Source organism: Tyzzerella sp. An114, from assembly GCF_002161055.1.
GTDB classification, from domain to species: Bacteria; Bacillota; Clostridia; order Lachnospirales; family Anaerotignaceae; genus Fimicola; species Fimicola cottocaccae.
In genome coordinates, this window is record NZ_NFLT01000007.1 from 93,281 (window position 1) to 116,014 (window position 22,734).

The following is a 22,734-nucleotide window of genomic DNA, read 5'->3' on the forward strand; positions in this document are numbered from 1 at the left end:
AATAGAAAAGGGTGTATAAAATTAAATTTATACACCCAATTTTTTTAGATTTCAATATTCTTTTTAGGTATAGTTTTGAATATAAGAAGTTTTTCACCAGCCACAAGTTTTTCAGGATTTTCTATTGTATTAAGCATTGTTATATCTTCCATTGTGGTGCTATATTTTTTTGCAATATCCCATAAACTGTCTCCTCTTTGAACTGTGTATATTATTATTTCAGCATTACTGATGTTTTTACAGTTTTCATCAGTTGTTATATCAGTTAAAAAGTCAGTTCTCATATTTCTGAATACTGTCACATCAAATATACAAGTGACTTTGACTTCTGTTTCTCTCTCAGACATCATATCAAAAGATATATTGTCAATATATCCATTTATATTATAAAACATATCATCAAAATCTGATTTTATTTCTATATCTTGAGAGAAAGGTATATTGTAAGGTATTACTGATACTGGTTCGCTATCACTTTGGGCTGTATAAAGTATGTCACCACTTAAAACACCTTCAACAGTTATTTTGTTTTCTGAAGGTTTTTTGTCTGTTATATCCATTTTGGAACTGACGTTTTGAACCCTGAGCATTTCAGGATATTTATTGTCAGCAGAAATAATATCTTTAAATGATGCTTTTGTGCTGTTTTTCATTACAAAACATGGATATTCTATGTTTGTTTTTTCAGGTTTTAGATTTTCAGAAAGACTGTATATATCATCAGCAATGTCTTTTTCTTCATTTTCATAGGCTTGCATATAAAGGTCTATTGAAATATCTGTATTTATTTTTCTTTCCTCTCCGTCATCATCTATTTCTGTTTTACAGTTTATATCAGATATATCCATAACTGTGTCTATTGTAATATTTTCAGATGAATTTCTGCAATCTTCCATAATATTAAAAGGTACTTCAAAAAATGCCGTTTCAGCCATAGAATTTTCTGTGTCTGATGTGTATATTACAGTCATAAAAATTGTTCCTGTTATATTAACTTTTCCATTAAAAGGCTTTATTTCACGATTTCCTATGTATCCTGTACATTCAACTATATTTCCAATGTTAGGTTTTCCAGAAGGTAAATTTAAAATTTCGTTTATGTTTAATATATCTTTTTTTCTATCAACACATTTACATATTTTTATTGATTTGTCTTTTACCATAATGTCTGGTGAGCCTGATACAGTTTTTATTATGCTCATGTTGTCAAAAAAGTTTGTCTCTGATTTTGCTGTTATTGCACAACGTAAATTTATTTTTCTGTCATTTATAACTTTATAGTTTATATTTTCAATATTAAAGTATATGTGTGTATTTGAGTTTTTTTCGCTTTCTGGTAATGGTATTACATCTTCAAAAGGTATTGTGGCTATCATTGAATATATACAGTTTTCTGTGTTTCTGCCTCTGTACATTATTGAACAAACTACTTCACCTTTGAAAAAAGCTCTGTTATCAGATATTTTTTCATCAATGGTATTTATCCTTCCTGATACTGTCAATATTTTTTCTATATCTGGCTTTATATCAGGTACTATTGCATCACCGTCAGCCATAACCTGTATTGTTCTAAAAGCTCCCTTTGTTTCTATTGTTATATCTGTTCTTTCAGTTTCCATAGACATTAAAAAAACCTCCTTATCACTATATTAAAATATAGTTTCAAAAGAGGTAATTTATGAATTAAAAATACAATTTTTTTTATATGGGTACAATTTTTCAATAATGAGTTATTTCATTAAAAGGATACCATTTTAAAAATACTTTTCCTATAATATCTTTTTTGTCAATTGTTCCAAGATGTCGGCTGTCGATACTGTTTTCTCTGTTGTCACCCATAACAAAGAAACTGTTATCTGGGACAACAGTTTCAAAATGGCCCATGGTCATACCTGTAACATAATATTCTTCTATTTCTTCTGAATTTATATATACCTTTCCCCTGTCTATTTTTACGGTGTCGCCTTCTGTGGCTATAACTCGTTTTATAAGACGCTTATCTTTTCCTTCAAGAGTTTCTGAAAATACTATTATATCGCCTTTTTCTATATCATCAATGTATTTACTGGCTCTTGAAATAAAAACTCTGTTTTTGTCTTGGAATGTATGCTCCATGGAAATTCCGTCTATTTTCACGGGCCAGCAAAATAAAAAAAGCAGTGCAATTATAATTCCTGCTTCTATAAATGCCTCTTTCCATTCCCTTAACTTCATTACATCACCTGCCAAATTGGATATATACTAAAGTATAGAGGTTTTTGTGGAAAAAACAAGGCTTTAAACAAAAAAACAGCATTTTTTGTCTATGAAAAAATTACCATTTGAAAGACTTAGGAGTTTATGCACAGTATTTGACAAAGATATGTTATTTTATTAATATATAATATAAGAGGTGAGATTAATGGCTACTATAAAAGATGTGGCAAAACTTTCGGGAGTATCTGTTTCTACTGTATCCATAATACTTAATGGTCAGGCAAAAGCCAGAAAAATTTCCGAAAAAACACAAAAGAAAGTCCTCGAGGCAATAAAGGAGCTTAACTATAATCCCAGTGTGTCTGCAAGAAGATTAAGAAGTAGTGATAAAGAAAAATACACTGTGGGTGTCTACTGGGCAATAGATTTTACAACAGGATTTCTTGCAAGATTTATAGAAGGTCTCCAGACAGAACTTGTAAAATCAAAACTTCCTGTATCAACAGTGATTTGTCCTTTTGAAAATAACAGGCTTGAAAATGAAAGTGGACTTAAAAACATGAGTACATACAATGCCGTTATAATAGCCAATACAAATATAAAGGACCAAGAGTTTTTAAATGAAAATCCTCTGCCTATACCGGCTGTACTTATAAACAGAAATTCTGAAAAATATCACACTATCAGAATTGATAATGTTAAAGCTGGTGAGATAGCTGCAAATCATATATTTAGAAAAGGTATAACTGATGTTGGTATGGTTATACAGAAAAATTCATTTTATGGTATGCAAGAGAGGGGAAAGAGTTTTTATAATTTCTTTCAGCGTAAAGGTTTTAAAATACCTGATGAACTTATAGTGAGTGTTAAAAATTCCGTTTTGGGTGGAACAGAAGCAGGAGAATATTTTTTTAGAAAGGGTAGAATACCAAGGGCGGTTTTTGTTGATTCTGATGTTATGGCTCAAGGTCTTATACATTTCTTTAATAAAAATGGTGTAAATGTTCCTGAGGATTGCGAAGTTATATCTGTTGGAATAGGTCCTTCTGAAATTTCAAAATATTTTATGCCTTCAATAACTGTTGTTGATATGCCTCTTGAGAAAATGGCTTCTGAATGTATAAAACTTATTTCTGAAATACTTGAGCATAATATAGATGAGAAAAAGCATATACTTCTTGATACAGAGCTTGTTATAAGAGAGTCTTCTCCTCTTTTATAATTTTATTTTTAAAATAAAAAATCACAGTATCAAAAATACTGTGATTTTTTTTATTATACATTAAATCTAAAGAGTATAACATCTCCGTCTTTTACAACGTATTCTTTTCCTTCAGAACGAACAAGCCCCTGTTCTCTTGCAAGGTTGTATGAGCCTAAACGAATAAGGTCATCATATGCAACAACTTCAGCACGAATAAATCCTCTTTCAAAGTCAGAGTGTATTTTTCCGGCAGCCTGTGGAGCTTTTGTTCCAACAGTAATTGTCCATGCTCTTGTCTCATCAGGACCACTTGTAAGATAACTTATAAGACCTAAAAGTTTGTAGCTTGCTGCTATAAGTCTATCAAGACCGCTTGATGATACTCCAAGTTCTGCAAGAAATTCTTTTTTGTCTTCTTCATCAAGGTCAGATATTTCTTCTTCGATTTTTGCACAAAGTACAAATACTTCTGAACCTTCCTCTTTTGCAAACTCACGAACTCTTTTTACAAATTCGTTTGATGCTCCATCATCTGCAAGGTCATCTTCTGTAACGTTTGCAGCATAGAGTACAGGCTTTCTTGTAAGAAGTGTGAGACTGTCAACAAAAGCTTTGTCATCTGGGTCATCATACTCAATAGCACGAGCACATTTTCCAGCTTCAAGAGTTTCTTTTAATTCTTCGAGAATGTCAAGCTCTTTCTGTAATGATTTATCAGCTTTTGCCATTTTTGCTGTCTTTGCTATTCTTCTTTCAATTATTTCTATGTCAGAGAATATAAGCTCAAGATTTATTGTCTCAATATCTCTTATTGGGTCAACGCTTCCATCTACATGAACTACGTTTGAGTCCTCAAAACATCTAACAACGTGAACTATTGCGTCTACTTCACGTATATGGGATAAGAATTTGTTTCCAAGTCCTTCACCTTTACTTGCTCCCTTTACAAGACCTGCAATGTCAACAAACTCTATTACAGCTGGTGTTGTTTTTGCAGAATTGTAAAGCTCTGTGAGTTTTGTAAGTCTTTCATCAGGTACAGTAACTATACCTACATTTGGGTCTATTGTACAGAAGGGATAGTTTGCAGCTTCTGCCTTTCCTAAAGTCATTGAATTGAATAATGTACTTTTTCCCACATTGGGAAGTCCTACAATACCGAGTTTCATATATTTATTTCTTCCTTTCGAGTATAATAAAATTATCTTTTGATATTATACTTTATAGAGGTTTATTTATCAATAATATAAAACTTTCATATGCATAAAAAAATATATTGTTTCAAGGTAATAATTAGACAAAGTGAAGATTGTTTTTTATTAGACAATGTGGTATAATTAAGACAAAAATAGTCGAGTTAATTTTTTGTTAAATATATATTATTATTTATTAAAGGAGATGTTATTTAATGCAGACATTGGAACTTAAAAAAGGTCTTTATTGGACAGGCGTTCTTGACCCTAACCTTAGAGTCTTTGACATTGTAATGGAGACAGAGTTCGGTACAACATATAATTCATATATACTCAAAGGCAGTGAAAAAACAGCACTTTTTGAAACTGCAAAACTTAAATTTTTTGATGAATATATTGAGGCTTTAAAATCAATAGTTGATATTAAAGATATTGATTATATTGTAATGAACCATACAGAGCCTGACCATGCGGGAAGTATTGAAAAACTTATTGAATTAAATCCTAATATTAAAGTTGTTGGAACAGCTTGTGCAATAGGATTTTTAAAAGAGATTGTAAACAGAGATTTTTACAGCATAACTGTTAAAGAGAACGATACTCTTTCTTTAGGTGATAAGACACTTCATTTTATGGTTCTTCCAAACCTTCACTGGCCAGATTCAATGTATACTTATGTTGAAGAAGACAAAACTCTCTTTACTTGTGACTCTTTTGGTTCCCATTACAGCTTTGATGGAATTCTTTTAAGTAAAGTTACAGACAATGAAGGTTATATGAGAGCTGCTAAATATTATTTTGATAATATTATAGGACCATTTAAGCCTTTTATGGTTAAAGCATTAAATAGAATAAAAGACCTTGATGTAGAAATGATTTGTGTAGGACATGGCCCTGTTGTTGATTGCAGAATTGATGAGCTTAAAGAAACATATAAAAATTGGTGTACAGTTGTAAATCCAAACAAAAAGAAAACTGTTGTTATGCCTTATGTTAGTGCTTATGGATATACAAAAGAACTTGGTGAAGAAATTGCAAGAGGTATAAGAGATAGTGGTGACATTGATGTAAAGGCTTATGATATGGTTACAGCTGATGTTTCTGAGGTTTTAACAGAACTTGGATATGCTGATGGTATACTTCTTGGTTCTCCTACTATTGTTGGAGCTGCATTAAAACCTATTTGGGACCTTACAACATCAATATTTGGTGTAACTCATGGTGGAAAAGTTGCTTCTGCTTTTGGTAGCTACGGCTGGAGTGGTGAGGCTGTTCCACATCTTCTTGAAAGACTTAAACAGCTTAAAATGAAAGTTGTTGATGGATTTAAAGTAAGATTTAAACCTAGTGAGACAAATCTTCAGGACGCTTATGAATATGGATATAACTTTGGTTGTATTGTATTAAAGAAAGAAAATCCAAGAAAAGCAGGAAGAAGACAGCTTGTTAAATGTGTTGTTTGTGGTGCTATATTTGACTCATCAAAAGATATATGCCCAGTTTGTGGTGTAGGTAGAGATAACTTTATTGAGGTTGATGCTGATGAAGTAACATACTCAAATGATACTAATGAAAAATTCCTTATACTTGGAAATGGTATTGCAGGACTTTCAGCAGCAGAGGCTATAAGGGCAAGAAATAAAACTTGTTCAATTGTTATGGTTACAAATGAAGAACATCTCACATACAACAGACCTATGCTCACAAAATCATTACTTGCTGGATTTACAGCAGAGCAGATTGCTGTTTACGATGAAAAATGGTATGAAGAAAATAATATATATGTTGTAACAGGAAAGACTGTTGAAAAAATTGATACAGAAAATAAAGAAGTTATAGCAAATGACAACTTTGTTCTTAAATATGACAAACTTGTATATGCTATGGGTGCAGAGTGCTTTGTTCCTCCAATAAAAGGTGCTGAAAAGAAAAATGTAGTATCTATAAGAAGATTAAGTGATACTGATAAAGTGAGAGCTATTCTTAAAGATGTTAAAAATATTGCTGTTATTGGTGGTGGTGTTTTAGGTCTTGAGGCTGCTTGGGAGTTAAGCAAATCAAAAGCTCATGTTACAGTTATAGAGATTGCTAATAGAATTATGCCAAGACAGCTTGATGAAAAAGCTTCTGAAATTCTTTTGGGCAAGATTAAAAAAGCAGGAATTGATGTAAGACTTGGAGTTTCTGTTGAAGATATTGAAGGTGAAGATTTTGCAACAGGTGTAAAACTTACTGATGGTGAAATCATTGACGCTGAACTTGTTATTATATCAAGTGGTGTAAGAGCGAATATTGCCCTTGCTAAAGATGCAGGAATTGAAACAGATAGAGCTATTGTTGTTGATAGTAACATGAGAACAAATATTGAAGATGTTTATGCTTGTGGTGACTGTGCACAGCTTGATGGTATAAATTATGCTGTATGGGCTGAGGCTCTTGAAATGGGAAAAGTTGCTGGAACTTGTGCTTGTGGTGATGAGGCTGAATATGAAAATATTACTCCTTCTTTAGCATTTAATGGTATGAATACATCTGTATTCTCTATTGGTGATAACGGTTCAAATCCTAAACTTAGATATAAAACAGCTGAGTTTAATGATACTGCAAAGGGAACTTATGAGAAATACTATTTCTTAAATAATCGTCTCTGTGGTGGAATTCTTATAGGAGATACAAAAACTCTTGTTAAACTTACAGAAGCTGTTTCAAAAGGTATGAGTTTTGGAGAATTTTTTAAATAATATAATAATAACAAAAGACGCCTTGTTTTAAGGTGTCTTTTTGTTTATTTAATATTGTTTTTGTATGAAAAAATTTTATACAAAAATTTCTACAATTGATTTTTAATGTAATATTGTTGATATTGTTGATTTTTTTCTGTAAAGGTTGTAAAATTATTAATACGGATATAAATTTTTGGGTGTAGTGTCCGTAAATTAAAAATAATGTTAAGGAGAGGGTAAAAAATGGTATCAGACAAAGTAGTTATCACAAATCCAACAGGAATTCATGCACGTCCTGCATCAAATCTTTTAAATTTTGCTAAAAAATTCAAATGTACAGTAACTCTTAAAGCAGGAGATAAAACTGCTAACTGTGCAAGCATCATAAGCCTTCTTGCTCTTGGTGCAAAAACAGGTACAGAAATCGAAGTAATCTGTGACGGTGAAGAAGAAGCTGTTGCATTACCAGAAATCGTTAATTTCATTAAAGAACTTAAAGACTGATTTTTAATGTTTAAAAAGTGCGGAAAATATTCCGCACTTTTTTATTTTGATAATTTAAGAGCTGTTATTATTGATGTTAAAAATGAAGCCATAGTTATTATAATTCCTATAAGTAAAAGTTTTTCTTGTTGTTGTTTTGTTATATATATTCCTCTTTGAGGGTTTGCTGAAATTTCTTTTTGTGCCACTCTGTAATGTTTTCTTGTGTTTTCATACATAATTTTTTCCTCCTTATATTTTTATATTATTATTATAACCTTCTGTTTAATTTTTTACAGCTATAAAACTATGGCAATGAGTAATAATAATATTAAAAGGAGGTCGTATTATGTCAAAAAAATTTATATATGTATTTATTGGACTTATTGGCTTTGCTTTTTTGGCTACTGGTTGTAATAATTATACTGAAAGTGAAAATAATAGTATTATAACAATGGGAAGAAGTCCAAAAGAAAAACTTGAAATAAGTGACCTAGAAAGAGAAAATAATATTAAAAAGGCTGTTTGTTGTATAGAAAGTGTTGAAAATGTTTGGGTTATTGCTTCAGGGGATAATATTGTTATAGGTATTGAAACTTATGAACAAAATGATGATAATATTCAAAGAATAAAATTTGAAGCAAAAGATAAGGCAGAAAGTGTTGATAAATGGGCTGATAATGTTTCTGTTACAACAAATCCAAATATAGTTGAAATGATTAAAAACGTATAAAAAACCGTGTTATATAACACGGTTTAATTTTTTTAGTCTATATTTATTTTTCTGTTACAACGAGGGCATATAGTGTTATCTTCAAGTTTAAGTTTCATAGGTATAGGCTTTCCACAATGAGGGCATACAAAGCCTTTCATAAGGCATACAGCACCAAATACTGTAAGTATACAGGCAAGTATTAAATTTCCTGTAAAAAGTATGTGATAACATCCAAGCATTATAAATATTATTGATACAAATTTTATTATGTTAAGTTTTGTTGTATTATTCATTTTTATTACTCCTATTTTATATTATTGTGTCAAGTATGAGAGGAGGTATTTCTTTTTTGTCTTTTTCTATTTTTATTGCCTTTTTAATAAACTCTCCTGCTGATACACATTTCTCCTCTGATGAGCTGTATATTAAAGCAATAGTTTCTCCTTTTTCAACTTTATCTCCTATACGCTTTTTCATTATTATTCCAGCACCATAATCAAGTTCTTGCTCTTTGTAACTTCTTCCTGCTCCCGTTTCAAGACTGGCTCTGCCTATTAAAGCTGTGTTTGTCTCTGTAATATATCCTGAATATTCTGATATAACTTTATATTCATGTTCACAGTGAGGAAGTAAAGAGTAATCATCAATTATATTAGGATTTCCATCTTGTTGTATTATCATTTCTCTGAATTTTTCAAGACCTTTTTTATTTTCAATATTTTCTTTAAGTATTTTTATTGCTGTATCTTCCTTATCTGTTATATTTGCAAGTATAAGCATATGAGCACCTAATTTTAATGTCACATCAAGAAGGTCTCCTTTTACATTTCCTTTTAAAACTTCAATAGCTTCTATAACTTCAAGAGAGTTTCCTATATAGTTTCCTAAAGGTTGTGACATACTTGTTATAATTGCCCTTACATTTCTTCCAGAATTTTTTCCAATTGATACCATTATATTGGCAAGTTTTTTTGCAGAGTCAATGTCTTTCATAAAAGCACCACTTCCACATTTTACGTCAAGAACAATAGCATCAGCACCGGCAGCTATTTTTTTTGACATTATACTTGATGCTATGAGAGGGAGACTTTCAACCGTGCCTGTAACATCTCTAAGCTCATAAAGTTTTTTGTCAGCTGGTGTAAGTTCATTGTTTTGACTCATAAGAACTATGTTTGTTTTTTTCGCATATTCTGTGGCGTGGTTTTCGTCTATATCAACATTAAATCCTGGTATAGAGTTCAATTTGTCTTGAGTTCCTCCTGAAAATCCTAAACCTTTTCCGCTCATTTTTACTATTGGTAAACCAACAGAGGCTGTTAAAGGTGCAAGTATTAAAGTTGTTGTATCTGCTACACCTCCTGTGGAGTGTTTATCAACCTTTATACCCTTTATTTCTGAAAGGTCGAATATTTTTCCAGAGTGTGCCATGGCAATAGTCAAAAGGGCTGTTTCATCGTCGTCAAGACCTCTAAAATATATTGCCATAAGCATTGCTGATGTTTGATAGTCAGGAATAGTTCCATCTGTAACACCTTTTACAAAAAAATCAATTTCTTCTTTTGAGAGTTTCATTCCATCACGTTTTTTTATAATTAAATCAAGTATTTTCATAAAATCACTCCCTTTAGTTTTTATGTTTATTTATAGTATAACATAAAAAAACGACGGATATGTTTTCCGTCGTAAAAAAAGGAGGGGTATGTTTTTTTGCAGATGCTATCTGCTGTTTATTACAATAATCATCTATATAAAATAAACTTTTTCTGTATAAAAAGCTTATTTGCCGGATTTAAAGAGGGAGAAAATAGTTTCTCCCGTATCAACAGCATCTGTGCTGTTTTTCAAAAATATGTATAAAGCTATTGATGAAATAATTGAAAATATTAAAATTTTCAAAATTGAGTTTTTTTTTACCGTCTGTGTTTTCTGAAGGGGTTTCAGTTTTATTCATATCTATTATTTCACCGTTTGCTATATCAAGTATTCCTGTTTTTTTATTGTAAGTAACGTTTCCTCTTTTAATCATATATATCACCAATTTTATTTTTAATCCTTTTTATGGGGGCAGCAGCCTGATTTTTCAGGGGCGAAAAATATCAGACTGCCAGCTGAAGAAGGCTTTTTAACTCTTTGCCTTTTGTCTTCCGCATATCTAAAGTATAATGCCTAAATATGTATAAATTATGAACAAAGACTTAAGTTTTTACTAACAAAAGGAAAGTTTTTCTTGCGTTTGTACTATCAAAATATAGTTATATGCCTTTAAATATACAATTTTGTATTTTTGTAGATTATATTATATATTTTATAAATGTGTTAATTTTTTTTAGGATAAAAATAAAAGAGATAAAGTATATATAATACTCTATCTCTTTTAAAGAAGGTGACTGTTTACACAGATATATTACATTGTACAGCTTACTTCAACTTTGAAGTTTGAAGGAACTTCTGGAGCATCTTTTACATCAAATGTCCATTTTAATCCAAAGAAGTCTGTTTCAAATACTGACTGGAAATAGTGCATAAGTGCACCGAGAGAAATTTTTTCATCATATGATGATGTGTTTAATGTATCTTCAACAGCAATGAAAACTTTTCCACCTTTAATTATAAATCTCCAAGGCTGGGAGTTTAAAGCTGAAGGAGCAAAAAGTACTGTTCTTAAAGGCTCAAAAAGTCCAAGATTTAAGAGCTCATCAATAGTTGCACTGTTTCCAAATTTTTCTGAAAATACAAGTTCTTCAAGTTCTTTTCTGTATGAAGGTGCATTTTCTGAAACTTTTACATCAGCTTTTGAATAATTTCCGCCTGCTTTTGTATCGTTAGATACTGTCTTTGAGTCTTTTTCTTTATATCCAAGAGCTATTAATGCTGTAATTTCCATTCCTTCAGGAAGATTTAATATTTTTGATACTTCTTTTGTATCTTTCATTGTTATGAAACAAGTATTAAGTCCCATATCTGTTGCTTTTAATATAATATCTGATGCTTTATATCCACTGTTTTCAATATAGTTTTCAGCTTTTTCAGAACATATAACAATATAACTTGGGGAATTTATCATAATTCCGTTATATCCTGCTTTTCCATCAAGAGCTTCGAAAATTTCTTCATTTTCGTAAATTGTCATTTCTGTTTTTATGTTTTCAAAAAGAGTTTTACTTTCAGAAAAATATGATAAGAGTTCTTTTTTTGCATCATCTGAAACTTTTTTGTCGCTGTAATCTCTTACAGAATATGTTTCTTCTATAAGTTTTTTGTAATTCATAATGTACACTCCTTTTATATAAGTTTTGAAATATATGACAAAATTTATCTAAATAACTATTTTAATTATAGTTGATAAAAAAATTTAGGTCAAGTATAATTATGAGAACTAAACTTTTATTATATTAAAAATAGTCGCTATTTGTATTATAGCATTAAAAGTATATAGATGTATATAATATTATTTGAAACAAGGTGGATTTTATGATAAGAATTTCGAATATAAAAATAGGAATTTTTGAAAATTTTGATATTAAAAAAATGTGTGCTAAAAAGGCGGGAGTTAAAGAAAATGATATTTTATCATATAAAATATTTAGACGCTCCCTTGATGCACGTAAAAAAGATAATATACATTACGTTTATACTGTTGATATAAATGTTAAAAATGAAAATAAAGTTTTGTCTAAAAAAAATAAAGATATTTCAGTTTCTCCAGATATGGAATATAAATTCCCTGAGGGGGTTTGTAATATAAAAAAATCTCCTGTTGTTGTAGGTTTTGGCCCTGCGGGAATGTTTTGTGGACTTCTTTTGGCTCAAATGGGACTTTGTCCTGTTATTGTTGAGAGAGGTCAAGATGTTGATAAAAGAACAGAGGCCGTAAATAAGTTTTGGACAGAAGGAAAACTTGATACAGAAAATAATGTACAGTTTGGTGAAGGAGGAGCGGGAACTTTCTCTGACGGTAAACTTACAACAAGAATAAAAGATTTAAGATGTAGAAAAGTTTTGGAGGAGTTTGTAAATTTCGGAAGTCCAGAAGAAATATTATATGAACAGAAACCTCATATTGGTACAGACATTTTAAAAACTGTTGTTAAAAATATAAGAAATGAAATAATAAGACTTGGTGGAAAGGTTTGTTTCGGGAAAAAAGCTGTTGATTTTATAGAGGAAAGTGGAAAAATAAAAGGTGTTGTATTAAATGATAATACTGTAATTGAAAGTGATGATGTTGTATTGGCATTAGGTCACAGTGCAAGAGATACTTTTGAAAAACTTTTTGAAAAAGGAATTAAAATGGAACAGAAACCTTTTGCTATGGGTGTGAGAATAGAACACCCTCAAAGTATGATTGATATTTCACAGTATGGAACACTACACAAAAAACTTCCTCCTGCTGATTATAGATTAACTTATACAACATCAAAGGGCAGAGGTGTTTATACATTCTGTATGTGTCCTGGTGGAACTGTTGTGGCTGCTGCCAGTGAGGAAGGAATGGTTGCCACAAATGGTATGAGTGAATATGCAAGAGATAAAGAAAATGCAAACAGTGCTTTGCTTGTTCAAATTTATCCTGAGGACTTTGGTACAAATCATATACTTGGTGGAATGTATATGCAAAGAGATTTGGAGAGAAAAGCCTTTATTGAAGGTGGAAGCAATTATTTTGCTCCTGCCCAAAGTGTTGGGGCATTTATGAATAATAATGTTGATAGTGAATTTGGAGAAATTAAAAATAGTTATATGCCGGGAATAAAATTTTCTGATATTAGAAAAGTTTTGCCAGAGTTTATGACAGAAGCTATAAGAGAGGCTTTACCTGAAATGGGAAAAAGACTTAAGGGTTTTGATAGAGATGATGCTATTATGACTGCTGTTGAAAGTAGAAGTTCATCTCCTGTTAGAATACTTAGAGACAAAGAAAGTTTTGAGAGCGTGTCTTTAAAAGGTCTTTATCCTGCCGGTGAAGGTGCCGGATATGCCGGTGGAATTGTTTCTGCTGCTGTTGATGGTATAGTTATTGCTGAAAAAATATATTGTAAATATGTATATTAAAATCGGGGTTTTATACCCCGGTTTTTTGTTTTTTTGTAAGAATTAATTAATGTTTATTTAATTATAGTAATGGTATAATTTAGTTAGATATTTTTGAAAAAAGGGAGGTTTTATATGAACAGAATAGGAATTACCGCAGCATTGGTTGCAAGTCTTTTTTCAGGCTGTATTCCTTCAGAAGGACAAGATATTTCGTCAAAAAATAATGATGAAACTTGGTATTATTCTTCTGAAAATATAGAAAATACTGAAAATACAGGAAACGACAGACAACAAATAAATCCTTCTACACCTTTACCAATAGAGGAAGAAAAACAAGAAGAAAATATTATTGAAAATAATATTGAGGGAAATATTGAAGACCTTATATATGACCCAGTTGAAAATCAAAATGAAGACATTATATATGACCCTGTTGAAGCTCCTAAACAGCCAACAGAGACAAGCCCTCTTGTAGGATATAATGACAAAAAATCATGGTGGTTTAGAAGAAATAGTGAACATATTCCACCTTCTGCTCAGATGGATATAAATATATCTCAGTATGATGCTTATTATTTGGGAGATACTCAACATAAAGTTATATATCTTACTTTTGATGAAGGATATGAAAATGGATATACACCTCAAATACTTGATATTTTAAAGGAAAATGATGTTAAGGCAGCCTTTTTTGTTACAAAGGATTACATAGAAAGTTATCCTGAACTTGTTCAAAGGATGGTTGATGAAGGTCATATTGTGGGAAATCATTCTGTAACCCATTCAGATATGCCAGACCTTACAGATGATGAGATTAAAGGGGAACTTCAAGAGTGTGCCGATTATTTTAAAGAGGTTACAGGTGTTGATATGCCTAAATATTTCCGTCCGCCAGCAGGTGTTTACAGTATAAGAAGCCTTGAAAAAACTCAAGAGGCAGGATATAAAACAATATTCTGGAGTTTTGCTTATCAGGACTGGGACATAAATAATCAACCAGGTAAAGAGGCAGCCTATAATATGGTTATGAATAATTATCATAATGGTTCTATTATGCTTCTTCATGCTGTTTCTCAATCAAATACAGAGGCTCTTGATGATATGCTTAAAAGCCTTAAGGCTGAAGGATATACTTTCCTTTCTCTTGATGATTTGCCAAAACTTAATTGAATTTAAAAATCACGGTTTTATCCGTGATTTTTATTTTGTATTTTTTGTGATATAATCTATCTAATTTAATGGGAGGTTGGTTTATGAATAGTGATGAAAGGCGAATTGAAATACTTAAAATAATAAATGAAAGTGGCAAACCTGTAACGGGAAAGGCTTTAGCTGAAAAATTTGGTGTTACAAGACAGATTATAGTTAAGGATATAGGTATAATTAAAGCTGCGGGAAATGTTATACTGTCGACAGCCAAAGGATATATTTGTGAAAATAAAAAAAATGAACATCCAACAAGAGAAATAACTGTTTGTCATAATAGTGATGATATAGAAAATGAGATGAATATAGTTGTTGATATGGGCGGAAAAATACTTAGTACATCTGTAAATCATCCTGTTTATGGCAGTGTTGGGGAAGCTCTTAATATAAAAAGTCGTAGAGACATAAAAATGTTTTTAAATAAAACCAGTGAAACAGGCTGTATGCCCCTTCTTGAACTTACAAAGGGCATTCATACTCATTTAATATCTGCCGATGATGAGGAAACTCTCGATGAAATATGTGCTGAACTTAAAAATGCTGGATACTTGATTTCGACAAAATAATATGGTATCATACTCCTTAATGTAAACATTGATGTATATACACATGAATATTTAAGGGGGATATGTTTTGGAAGAAAAATCTTTATGGCAGAAGATTTTGAGACGCTATTTTATAAATGGTCTTAATGGTATGGCTCTTGGTCTTTTCTGTACACTTATTGTAGGACTTATAATAAAACAGATTGGTGGAATTATAGGAGGAAATATAGGTTCATTTATTATTGCTGTTGGTAATGTGGCTTCAATATGTACCGGTGCTGTTATTGGTATAGGTGCGGCACATTCCATGTCAGCTCCAAGACTTGTTATATTTTCATCAGCTATAACAGGACTTATAGGAGCAAATGCGGCGGCTTTTGTAAATGGAACTCTTTTCAATGAGGCGGGAGCTATTGTTTTGACTGGTGCAGGAGACCCACTCAGTGCTTTTATTGCAGTTGTTGCCGGAGTTGAACTTGGAAATCTTGTTTCTGGAAAAACAAAGGTTGATATTATAATAACTCCTATGGTAACAATAATATGTGGTGCTGTTATCGGTTCAATAGTTGGACCACCACTTTCAGCCGGTATGATTTGGCTTGGAAATATGATTAATATTGCAACAGAATTACAACCTTTCTTAATGGGTATAGTTATATCTGTAATAATGGGTGTTGCTTTAACTTTACCTATAAGCTCTGCGGCTCTTTCAATAATTCTTGGTCTTTCAGGGCTTCCAGCCGGTGCAGCAACAATAGGTTGTTCAACTCAGATGATAGGTTTTGCTGTTGCAAGTTTCAGAGAAAATAAATGGGATGGTCTTTTTGCTCAGGGAATAGGTACATCTATGCTTCAAGTGCCTAATATAGTGAGAAATCCTTTAATATGGATACCTCCAACTCTTGCCAGTGCAATTTTAGGACCTCTTTCAACAGTTGTATTTAAAATGGAAAATAATCCAGCTGGTGGCGGAATGGGTACAAGTGGTCTTGTTGGTCAGATTATGACATGGCAGACTATGGCAGGTACAAGAGGAAGTGGAATTCTTATGTTTGAAATAATACTCCTTCATTTTGTTTTACCAGCTATATTAACTCTTGTAATATCAGAGTTTATGCGTAAAAAAGGTTATATAAAATTTGGTGATATGAAACTTAATGTTTAAGAGATGTCTTTTGACATCTCTTTTTTTGTCGTAAAATAAAATAATTTTTGTGTAATATCTGCCTTTTTAATTACATATTTTTACAAATTATTTTTTACTTTAATGTTATATTAAGTAAAACGAACAAAGGAGGAAATATGATGGATTTAAACGGCGGAATTTATAAAGATGAAAACGACGATTTTGAATTCCCTTCAAATATACGGCAGATAGGCTGTATTGATGACAGAATAAAGGTTTATATGGAAGATTACGTTTATACATACCTTTATCAGTATGCAAAGGCTTCTGGTGGGAGTGAAAAATTAGGTGTCCTTGTGGGAAGACATTTTATGCAAGATGATTGTGATATTGTTATAATAAGCGGTGCTATACAAGGACAGTATACTGCTAATGAAAATGGTGGACAAGTTTTTACTGATGAGACTTGGAACTATGTTAATGAGCAGATGAAAGTATATTTTAAAGGTCTTGAGGTTGTAGGTTGGGTTCATGCTTTATCTGGATATGGTGCTTTTCTTATGGCTAAAGACGAGGAAATGCATAAAATGTATTTTACAAAACCGTATCAACAGCTTTTTGTTATAGATGCTGAGGATAAAATGGATAGGCTTTTTTCACTTAATTCCAGTGGAAGTGGTATGAGAGAAGTTCTTGGATATTTTATATACTATGATAAAAATAGAGATATGCAAGAATATATGCTTGAAAATAGTTTTGTTAAACCGAAAGAAAATATAAATATAAACTTAAATCCTAAAATAAATGTAAATGACTTTGATAATAGAAAAGAGGAAACTTTTGAGGATAATCAGAAGAAATATAATGAGAGAATTGACGCTGCAAAGAAAATACGCTCTGTATTGAAAGAGAGAGAAGAAAAAGTGGCAGCAAGAACAAGAGCTAGATATAGAGCTCTTACAGGAGTTTGTGGAATGTTGTGTTTTTTCTGTTTTATTATGGGAATAGGACTTATAAACAGTAGTGAGAGAATAAATCGTCTTGAAACAGAGGTTGTTTCTGTTAAAACAAAATATACTGATATTTCAGAACAAATTCAAAATAGTGCTGTTGCATCAGTTTTTGCAGGACAGCAAAGTTCCATACCAAAACAAGAAGATATAGAGGAAGAACCAAAAGAAGAACAGGAAAATACAACTGAAAATGAAACAGAAGTTGAAACAAAGGAAACTTTTGAAGAAGATGAAAAATCAATTCCTGCTTCATATACAATAAAATCAGGAGATAGCTTAACATACATAAGCACTAAGTTTTATGGTGATATAAATATGGTTGATGAGATTATGAAGGCTAATAATATGAGTGACCCTGATAAAATTGTTGTTGGCAAAAAAATAATACTTCCCTGACATTTAAAATACCTATTTTACAGTATTGTAAAGTAGGTATTTTTTTGTTGACATATATTATATTGGGTGTTATAGTGTATATATAAGATATATACACTATAAACGATATATACGGAGGTGGTTACTTGAATATTATAATAAGTAATTCCTCAGACAAACCTATTTATGAACAAATTTCTTCACAGATAAAAAATCTTATTATAAAAGGTGAACTTTCAGAGGGTGAGGCTTTACCTTCAATGAGACTTCTTGCAAAGGAACTTAGAATAAGTGTCATAACAACAAAAAGAGCCTATGAGGAACTTGAGCTTGACGGTTTTATAGAAACTGTTGTGGGAAAAGGAAGTTTTGTTGCAAGAAAGAATATTGAGTTTATAAAAGAGGAGAGACTTAGACAGGCTGAGGAATATATTCAAAAGGCAGTTGATACAGCGAAAGAGGGGGGAATATCTCTTTCGGAACTTAGAGAAATTCTTGAAATTGTTTATGGAGATGAGTAATTATGGATAATGCTTTGTGTATAAAATCACTTACAAAGGAATTTGAAGGATTTAAACTTGATAACATAACAATGAATGTTCCTAAAGGTTCTATTATGGGACTTATAGGTGAAAATGGTGCTGGAAAAACAACAATAATAAAGTGTATTTTAGGTGTTATAAATAAAGATAGTGGAAATATAAGTGTTATGGGAAATGATATTGATGATAAAGATAACAGCTATAAAGAGAATTTAGGTGTTGTATTTGATGAAAATTCTTTTAATGAGCTTTATAATGCTAAAGATGTAAATAAAATATTTAAGGGTATTTATAAAAATTGGAATGAAAATCAATTTTTTGATTATATTGATAATTTTAATATAGATTTTAAAAAGAAAATAAAAGATTACTCAAGAGGTATGAAAACAAAACTTGCTCTTGCTGTGGCTATGAGTCATAATGCAAAATTTCTCATACTTGATGAGGCTATGAGTGGTCTTGACCCTGTAATAAGAAATGAGATACTTGATATATTTATGGATTTTATACAGAATGAAGAAAACTCTATACTTATATCTTCTCATATAACAGGTGACCTTGAAAAAATTTGTGATTACATAACTTTTATACATGAAGGTAAAATTTTTGCCAGCAGAAATAAAGATATGTTTATTGAGGAATATGGCATATTAAAATGTGGCAGTGATGATATAAACTGTATAGATAAAAATGATATTGTAAGTATAAGAAAAAATTCTTTTGGTGCTGAAATTCTTGTTGATAAAAAATATAAAATTAAAGAAAAATATAAAGATTTCATAATAGATAATGTTACCCTTGAAGATATTATGATGTTTGTTATAAAGGGGGAGAAATTATGGTAGGACTTATAACAAAGGATTTGTTGGCTCTTAAAAGTTATGGTAAGAGTATACTTTTTGTAATAATAATTTATTTCATAATAGGTTTTTTTATGGGGAATATTAATTTTTATAATACTATGATTATATTTATGACAGCAATGGCATCTATAAATCTTTTTTCCTATGATAATTATTATAAGTGGGATAGATATGCTATAAGTATGCCTTTATCAAGAAATAAAATAGTAATGGCAAAATATATTTCTGCTTATTCTATATTATTATGTGGTTTTATGTATTGTATAATTATAGATTTTATAAATTCTTTTGTATCAAAAGATGGAATGTCTTTGGCTTCATATTTTTCATTGGATTTTTTCTATTTTATATTATGTTCTGTATATATAAGTATTGTTATACCCGTAATATATAAAATGGGTGTTGAAAAGGGAAGAATATTTATTATAGCTTTGTTTGTTGTGCCTTTTGTTATTATTATGATTTTGGCAAACAAAGAAAATACAAGAGAGATTTTTGAAGTAGTATTTTCAGTTATTGAAAAAGCTTTCTCTGAAAATAGTTTTATTACAATTTTAGTTATTTTTGGTGTATTTTTATCTTCAATAGTTTTTAACATAATTTCATATTTTATATCTTGTAATATATTTAGTAAAAAAGAATTTTAAAAATTTTAAAAAAGCACCCTTTAAGGGTGCTTTTATCTGTTTAAAAGATATATGCTTATATTTAAGTATCCTGCAAATATTGTCCATAGTAAATAGGGTATAAGAAGAATTGCAGCTTTTTTATTTACTTCTTTAAATAATAATATTGTTTCCATTATAAGAACAATAAGGAAAAGAAGCCATACAAAGGCTAAAAAGTATTTTTGACCATTAAAAAATATAAGTGGCCATATGAAATTTACAGCAAGTTGTATTGCATATACTTTTAGGGCTTTTCCTTTTATATCTGAGTTTGACATATATACTATATATGATGCTATTCCCATAAGTATAAAAAGTATTGTCCAAACAACAGGGAATACCCATGAAGGTGGAGAGAGAGCAGGTCTTTGAAGATTCTCATAAGTGTCCATACTTCCCATAGATATAAAACCGGAGAGCCCTCCAACAGCTAAAGCTATAAGTATACTTATTATAAGTGGTTTAAATTTTATTTTCATAAAAAAACTCCTTTTTTAAAAAATTATATGAATTTAAAGAGTTTATATTACTTTTAAATGCGTTAGCCTCCAAGAGTTATATCTTGATGACTGTACCACTCCAAAGCCTTTAAAATATGCTCACGTTTAAAGTCTGGCCAATATTCATCTATAAAATAGAAATCTGAATATACTGTCTGTATTGGGAGAAATCCTGAAAGACGTTTTCTTCCTCCCCAACGTATAACAAGGTCTACTCTTGATACATCTTCTGAATTTAAGTGAAAAGGCATTTTTTCATTTATTCCTAAATCCCACTCCCAACTATAATTTACAAGAAAGTTTATTTTTATACCGCCTTTGTTCATTGTTTTTCGTTCTGTGTAAGGTGTAAGTTCTTGTGGAAACACTGGTGATTTTCTATTTCCCAATACAAGAAGCTCTGCATTTTCTTTTGAAAGCATTGAAACAGCCTCAACACAGGCTTTTGTAAAGGCAAGTCTCTGTTCTTTCGGTCTTTTTGCATTGTCTGCTGTAAATCCATAATATGTTATCTCTTTTATGCCTAATTCTTGGCATATTTTAAAAAGTTCTAATCCTGGTAAAAGTCCTTTTTCATAGCCATCTTTTTTTGTGTATCCATTGGCTACTGCCCAGCGGCGGTTTCCGTCAGGTATTATTCCTATATGTTTTGGTATTCTCATGTATATTTTTTCCTTTCTTTTTTATTTAGATTATGATTTTATTATTCAAAAAATATACATAAAAATAAAAAAAGCATAACGTAAAGTTATGCTTTTAAAAATCTTTAAGCTTTTTCTTTTCCTCTTATGAAAATTATAAATATAAGAGCTGATATACCCATTAATATAGGGTAGAATAAGTAAGGTATAATATCAAATGGTGTTACTGATATAGCTTCAGCTATTGTCTGAGACTCTACGGCAAGACTGGCTGCTGTGAGAAGTTGTGCTCCATAAGGTATTATGCCCTGCCATACTGATGTAAATATATCAAGAAGTGATGCTGTTGTTTTAGGGCTTACATCAAATTCTGATGATATTTCTTTAGCTATTGGTCCAGAAATAACTATTGCTATTGTGTTGTTGGCTGTACATATATCAACTAAAGATGCAAGGGCAGCTATTCCAAGTTCTGCCCCTTTTTTGCTGTTTATTTTTGATTTTATAAAGTTAAGTATAAAATCAACACCGCCATTTTCTTTTACAAGAGATATTACTCCGGCAACAACTATTGATATTACTGTTATATCATACATACCCATTATACCATCACCTACAACAGTGAACATCTCAAGCATTGTAAAACTTCCTGATATAACACCAACTACAAGAGATATTATTGTTCCAAGTATAAGTACAAGAAAAACGTTAAGTCCCACAAGAGCTCCTATAAGTACAACTAAGTATGGTACTATTTTTATAAACTGATAATCAAGGTCAGTTGGTTTGTAGGCTGCTGTTTTTGTAACAACAAGAAGAAGTATTACTGTTATTATGGCAGCCGGTAAAACTATAAAGAAGTTCTGTTTAAATTTATCTTTCATCTCACAGCCCTGTGTTCTAACAGCAGCTATTGTTGTGTCACTTATCATTGAAAGGTTATCTCCGAACATTGCACCACATACTACTGCACCTACACAAATAGGTATGCCTAAACCTGTTTTTTCTGCAATTCCAACAGCTATTGGAGTTAAAGCAGCTATTGTTCCTACACTTGTACCCATTGATACAGATATAAAACAGCCTATTATAAATATACCTACAACAGCTATTTTTGATGGAAGTATTGAGAGACCGAAAGCTACTGTACTTTCAACACCACCGGCAGCTTTTACCGCTCCTGAAAATGCTCCGGCGAGTATGAATATAAGACACATTGTTATAATATTTTCTTCTCCCGCACCTTTTGCTACTATTGAAAGTTTTTCATTAAAAGTATGATTTCTGTTCTGAAGAAATGCCACTATAAGTGCTATTACAAATCCAACTATGGCAGGCATACTGTAAAAGTCATCAGCCTTTATTCCTACAAATGCAAAAAGCACAAGGAAAACTATAATGGGCAATAGAGCCAATGGATTTCCTTTTTTCATGATTTTGTTCCTCCCTTATTTTATTAAAAATGTTTGACAAATAAAAAATTCCCGCTTTTTCCTATTAAGAACAAGCGGGAAGATACCGTACAATTTTATTTTTTATACAGCCATATCTTATTTTTCAGCAGTTTTTATATATATTAAAAATAATATAAAAAAGCTGATGGATTTGGCACTTTTTCAAAACTTTTAAATTTTTAAAGTTTGAAAGTTGCCGAGGCTTCACTGGGCCATTTCCCTCCACCCTCTCTTAATAAGAAAAAAGCGA

The 22,734-nt window shown here is 30.9% G+C and carries 23 protein-coding genes and 1 riboswitch; of the genes, 12 read left to right on the forward strand and 11 right to left on the reverse strand.

Going from position 1 to position 22,734, the window contains the following annotated elements:
- Window positions 1-44 precede the first annotated feature (44 nt).
- Window positions 45-1,625: a DUF3794 and LysM peptidoglycan-binding domain-containing protein gene (locus tag B5E58_RS08550; RefSeq protein WP_088109269.1), complete on the reverse strand. Its 1,581-nt coding sequence runs from the start codon at window positions 1,623-1,625 to the stop codon at window positions 45-47.
- 94 nt (window positions 1,626-1,719) lie between these two features.
- Window positions 1,720-2,214 (reverse strand): signal peptidase I, encoded by a 495-nt coding sequence (lepB, locus tag B5E58_RS08555; RefSeq protein ID WP_088109270.1) that lies wholly within the window; start codon window positions 2,212-2,214, stop codon window positions 1,720-1,722.
- Between the two features lie 187 nt (window positions 2,215-2,401).
- Here lepB and B5E58_RS08560 point away from each other — a divergent pair, with 187 nt between their 5' ends.
- A complete protein-coding gene (locus B5E58_RS08560; protein ID WP_088109271.1) occupies window positions 2,402-3,418 on the forward strand; it encodes a LacI family DNA-binding transcriptional regulator in 1,017 nt (338 codons plus the stop codon).
- Window positions 3,419-3,471: 53 nt separating this feature from the next.
- On the opposite strand, the gene ychF is transcribed toward B5E58_RS08560, so the two are convergent.
- Window positions 3,472-4,569, reverse strand: coding sequence for a redox-regulated ATPase YchF (gene ychF / locus B5E58_RS08565; protein WP_088109272.1), 1,098 nt, complete (start codon window positions 4,567-4,569; stop codon window positions 3,472-3,474).
- A 239-nt stretch (window positions 4,570-4,808) separates the two neighbouring features.
- Between ychF and B5E58_RS08570 the strand changes: the two genes are divergently transcribed.
- Both B5E58_RS08570 and B5E58_RS08575 read left to right on the forward strand, forming a co-directional pair.
- Window positions 4,809-7,334 (forward strand): FAD-dependent oxidoreductase, encoded by a 2,526-nt coding sequence (locus B5E58_RS08570; protein ID WP_088109273.1) that lies wholly within the window; start codon window positions 4,809-4,811, stop codon window positions 7,332-7,334.
- A gap of 225 nt (window positions 7,335-7,559) precedes the next feature.
- Window positions 7,560-7,820, forward strand: coding sequence for an HPr family phosphocarrier protein (locus tag B5E58_RS08575; RefSeq protein ID WP_088109274.1), 261 nt, complete (start codon window positions 7,560-7,562; stop codon window positions 7,818-7,820).
- Between the two features lie 41 nt (window positions 7,821-7,861).
- On the opposite strand, the gene B5E58_RS13450 is transcribed toward B5E58_RS08575, so the two are convergent.
- Window positions 7,862-8,038 (reverse strand): hypothetical protein, encoded by a 177-nt coding sequence (locus B5E58_RS13450; protein WP_158097712.1) that lies wholly within the window; start codon window positions 8,036-8,038, stop codon window positions 7,862-7,864.
- A 110-nt stretch (window positions 8,039-8,148) separates the two neighbouring features.
- Here B5E58_RS13450 and B5E58_RS08580 point away from each other — a divergent pair, with 110 nt between their 5' ends.
- The gene (locus B5E58_RS08580) at window positions 8,149-8,532 is read left to right on the forward strand and encodes a YhcN/YlaJ family sporulation lipoprotein (protein WP_088109275.1); all 384 of its coding nucleotides are present in this window, start codon (window positions 8,149-8,151) and stop codon (window positions 8,530-8,532) included.
- A gap of 32 nt (window positions 8,533-8,564) precedes the next feature.
- On the opposite strand, the gene B5E58_RS08585 is transcribed toward B5E58_RS08580, so the two are convergent.
- The 4 genes from B5E58_RS08585 to B5E58_RS08600 all read right to left on the reverse strand — a co-directional run bounded on the left by B5E58_RS08585 (window position 8,565) and on the right by B5E58_RS08600 (window position 11,785).
- A complete protein-coding gene (locus B5E58_RS08585) occupies window positions 8,565-8,807 on the reverse strand; it encodes a hypothetical protein (RefSeq protein ID WP_088109276.1) in 243 nt (80 codons plus the stop codon).
- A gap of 16 nt (window positions 8,808-8,823) precedes the next feature.
- The gene (locus B5E58_RS08590; protein ID WP_088109277.1) at window positions 8,824-10,128 is read right to left on the reverse strand and encodes a thymidine phosphorylase; all 1,305 of its coding nucleotides are present in this window, start codon (window positions 10,126-10,128) and stop codon (window positions 8,824-8,826) included.
- Window positions 10,129-10,336: 208 nt separating this feature from the next.
- Complete coding sequence (locus B5E58_RS08595) at window positions 10,337-10,543, reverse strand: hypothetical protein (protein ID WP_088109278.1); 207 nt, start codon at window positions 10,541-10,543, stop codon at window positions 10,337-10,339.
- 378 nt (window positions 10,544-10,921) lie between these two features.
- Complete coding sequence (locus B5E58_RS08600; protein ID WP_088109279.1) at window positions 10,922-11,785, reverse strand: nitroreductase family protein; 864 nt, start codon at window positions 11,783-11,785, stop codon at window positions 10,922-10,924.
- Between the two features lie 203 nt (window positions 11,786-11,988).
- Between B5E58_RS08600 and B5E58_RS08605 the strand changes: the two genes are divergently transcribed.
- The 8 genes from B5E58_RS08605 (at window position 11,989) to B5E58_RS08640 (ending at window position 19,868) form a co-directional block, all read left to right on the forward strand.
- The gene (locus B5E58_RS08605) at window positions 11,989-13,569 is read left to right on the forward strand and encodes an NAD(P)/FAD-dependent oxidoreductase (RefSeq protein WP_088109280.1); all 1,581 of its coding nucleotides are present in this window, start codon (window positions 11,989-11,991) and stop codon (window positions 13,567-13,569) included.
- A 114-nt stretch (window positions 13,570-13,683) separates the two neighbouring features.
- Window positions 13,684-14,721 (forward strand): delta-lactam-biosynthetic de-N-acetylase, encoded by a 1,038-nt coding sequence (gene pdaA, locus B5E58_RS08610; protein ID WP_088109281.1) that lies wholly within the window; start codon window positions 13,684-13,686, stop codon window positions 14,719-14,721.
- Between the two features lie 83 nt (window positions 14,722-14,804).
- A complete protein-coding gene (locus B5E58_RS08615; RefSeq protein WP_158097713.1) occupies window positions 14,805-15,323 on the forward strand; it encodes a transcription repressor NadR in 519 nt (172 codons plus the stop codon).
- A gap of 67 nt (window positions 15,324-15,390) precedes the next feature.
- The gene (locus B5E58_RS08620; RefSeq protein WP_275532722.1) at window positions 15,391-16,467 is read left to right on the forward strand and encodes a PTS transporter subunit IIC; all 1,077 of its coding nucleotides are present in this window, start codon (window positions 15,391-15,393) and stop codon (window positions 16,465-16,467) included.
- Between the two features lie 137 nt (window positions 16,468-16,604).
- Window positions 16,605-17,837: a LysM peptidoglycan-binding domain-containing protein gene (locus tag B5E58_RS08625; protein WP_088109283.1), complete on the forward strand. Its 1,233-nt coding sequence runs from the start codon at window positions 16,605-16,607 to the stop codon at window positions 17,835-17,837.
- A gap of 125 nt (window positions 17,838-17,962) precedes the next feature.
- Window positions 17,963-18,337 (forward strand): GntR family transcriptional regulator, encoded by a 375-nt coding sequence (locus B5E58_RS08630; RefSeq protein ID WP_088109284.1) that lies wholly within the window; start codon window positions 17,963-17,965, stop codon window positions 18,335-18,337.
- Window positions 18,338-18,339: 2 nt separating this feature from the next.
- Window positions 18,340-19,203 (forward strand): ABC transporter ATP-binding protein, encoded by an 864-nt coding sequence (locus B5E58_RS08635; RefSeq protein ID WP_088109285.1) that lies wholly within the window; start codon window positions 18,340-18,342, stop codon window positions 19,201-19,203.
- On the forward strand, window positions 19,197-19,868 hold the full coding sequence (locus tag B5E58_RS08640; protein ID WP_088109286.1) for an ABC-2 transporter permease: 672 nt from the start codon (window positions 19,197-19,199) through the stop codon (window positions 19,866-19,868). The genes B5E58_RS08635 and B5E58_RS08640 overlap by 7 nt, the downstream gene beginning before the upstream one ends.
- A 32-nt stretch (window positions 19,869-19,900) precedes the next feature.
- Here B5E58_RS08640 and B5E58_RS08645 read toward each other — a convergent pair whose 3' ends face one another.
- The 3 genes from B5E58_RS08645 to B5E58_RS08655 form a co-directional block, all read right to left on the reverse strand.
- Complete coding sequence (locus B5E58_RS08645) at window positions 19,901-20,368, reverse strand: TspO/MBR family protein (protein WP_088109287.1); 468 nt, start codon at window positions 20,366-20,368, stop codon at window positions 19,901-19,903.
- Window positions 20,369-20,430: 62 nt separating this feature from the next.
- Window positions 20,431-21,051, reverse strand: coding sequence for an undecaprenyl diphosphate synthase family protein (locus B5E58_RS08650; protein ID WP_088109288.1), 621 nt, complete (start codon window positions 21,049-21,051; stop codon window positions 20,431-20,433).
- Window positions 21,052-21,155: 104 nt separating this feature from the next.
- Window positions 21,156-22,463, reverse strand: a complete 1,308-nt coding sequence (locus B5E58_RS08655; RefSeq protein WP_088109289.1) for a Na+/H+ antiporter NhaC family protein — start codon at window positions 22,461-22,463, stop codon at window positions 21,156-21,158.
- Between the two features lie 114 nt (window positions 22,464-22,577).
- A riboswitch (SAM riboswitch) is annotated at window positions 22,578-22,726 on the reverse strand.
- Window positions 22,727-22,734: the final 8 nt, after the last annotated feature.

What these genes read in the sequence shown, in the direction of transcription:
- B5E58_RS08550 (WP_088109269.1), bottom strand. Translation starts at nt 1,625, where the DNA reads ATGTCTATGGAAACTGAAAGAACAGATATAACAATAGAAACAAAGGGA.
- lepB (WP_088109270.1), bottom strand. Translation starts at nt 2,214, where the DNA reads ATGAAGTTAAGGGAATGGAAAGAGGCATTTATAGAAGCAGGAATTATA.
- B5E58_RS08560 (WP_088109271.1), top strand. Translation starts at nt 2,402, where the DNA reads ATGGCTACTATAAAAGATGTGGCAAAACTTTCGGGAGTATCTGTTTCT.
- ychF (WP_088109272.1), bottom strand. Translation starts at nt 4,569, where the DNA reads ATGAAACTCGGTATTGTAGGACTTCCCAATGTGGGAAAAAGTACATTA.
- B5E58_RS08570 (WP_088109273.1), top strand. Translation starts at nt 4,809, where the DNA reads ATGCAGACATTGGAACTTAAAAAAGGTCTTTATTGGACAGGCGTTCTT.
- B5E58_RS08575 (WP_088109274.1), top strand. Translation starts at nt 7,560, where the DNA reads ATGGTATCAGACAAAGTAGTTATCACAAATCCAACAGGAATTCATGCA.
- B5E58_RS13450 (WP_158097712.1), bottom strand. Translation starts at nt 8,038, where the DNA reads ATGTATGAAAACACAAGAAAACATTACAGAGTGGCACAAAAAGAAATT.
- B5E58_RS08580 (WP_088109275.1), top strand. Translation starts at nt 8,149, where the DNA reads ATGTCAAAAAAATTTATATATGTATTTATTGGACTTATTGGCTTTGCT.
- B5E58_RS08585 (WP_088109276.1), bottom strand. Translation starts at nt 8,807, where the DNA reads ATGAATAATACAACAAAACTTAACATAATAAAATTTGTATCAATAATA.
- B5E58_RS08590 (WP_088109277.1), bottom strand. Translation starts at nt 10,128, where the DNA reads ATGAAAATACTTGATTTAATTATAAAAAAACGTGATGGAATGAAACTC.
- B5E58_RS08595 (WP_088109278.1), bottom strand. Translation starts at nt 10,543, where the DNA reads ATGATTAAAAGAGGAAACGTTACTTACAATAAAAAAACAGGAATACTT.
- B5E58_RS08600 (WP_088109279.1), bottom strand. Translation starts at nt 11,785, where the DNA reads ATGAATTACAAAAAACTTATAGAAGAAACATATTCTGTAAGAGATTAC.
- B5E58_RS08605 (WP_088109280.1), top strand. Translation starts at nt 11,989, where the DNA reads ATGATAAGAATTTCGAATATAAAAATAGGAATTTTTGAAAATTTTGAT.
- pdaA (WP_088109281.1), top strand. Translation starts at nt 13,684, where the DNA reads ATGAACAGAATAGGAATTACCGCAGCATTGGTTGCAAGTCTTTTTTCA.
- B5E58_RS08615 (WP_158097713.1), top strand. Translation starts at nt 14,805, where the DNA reads ATGAATAGTGATGAAAGGCGAATTGAAATACTTAAAATAATAAATGAA.
- B5E58_RS08625 (WP_088109283.1), top strand. Translation starts at nt 16,605, where the DNA reads ATGATGGATTTAAACGGCGGAATTTATAAAGATGAAAACGACGATTTT.
- B5E58_RS08635 (WP_088109285.1), top strand. Translation starts at nt 18,340, where the DNA reads ATGGATAATGCTTTGTGTATAAAATCACTTACAAAGGAATTTGAAGGA.
- B5E58_RS08640 (WP_088109286.1), top strand. Translation starts at nt 19,197, where the DNA reads ATGGTAGGACTTATAACAAAGGATTTGTTGGCTCTTAAAAGTTATGGT.
- B5E58_RS08645 (WP_088109287.1), bottom strand. Translation starts at nt 20,368, where the DNA reads ATGAAAATAAAATTTAAACCACTTATAATAAGTATACTTATAGCTTTA.
- B5E58_RS08650 (WP_088109288.1), bottom strand. Translation starts at nt 21,051, where the DNA reads ATGAGAATACCAAAACATATAGGAATAATACCTGACGGAAACCGCCGC.
- B5E58_RS08655 (WP_088109289.1), bottom strand. Translation starts at nt 22,463, where the DNA reads ATGAAAAAAGGAAATCCATTGGCTCTATTGCCCATTATAGTTTTCCTT.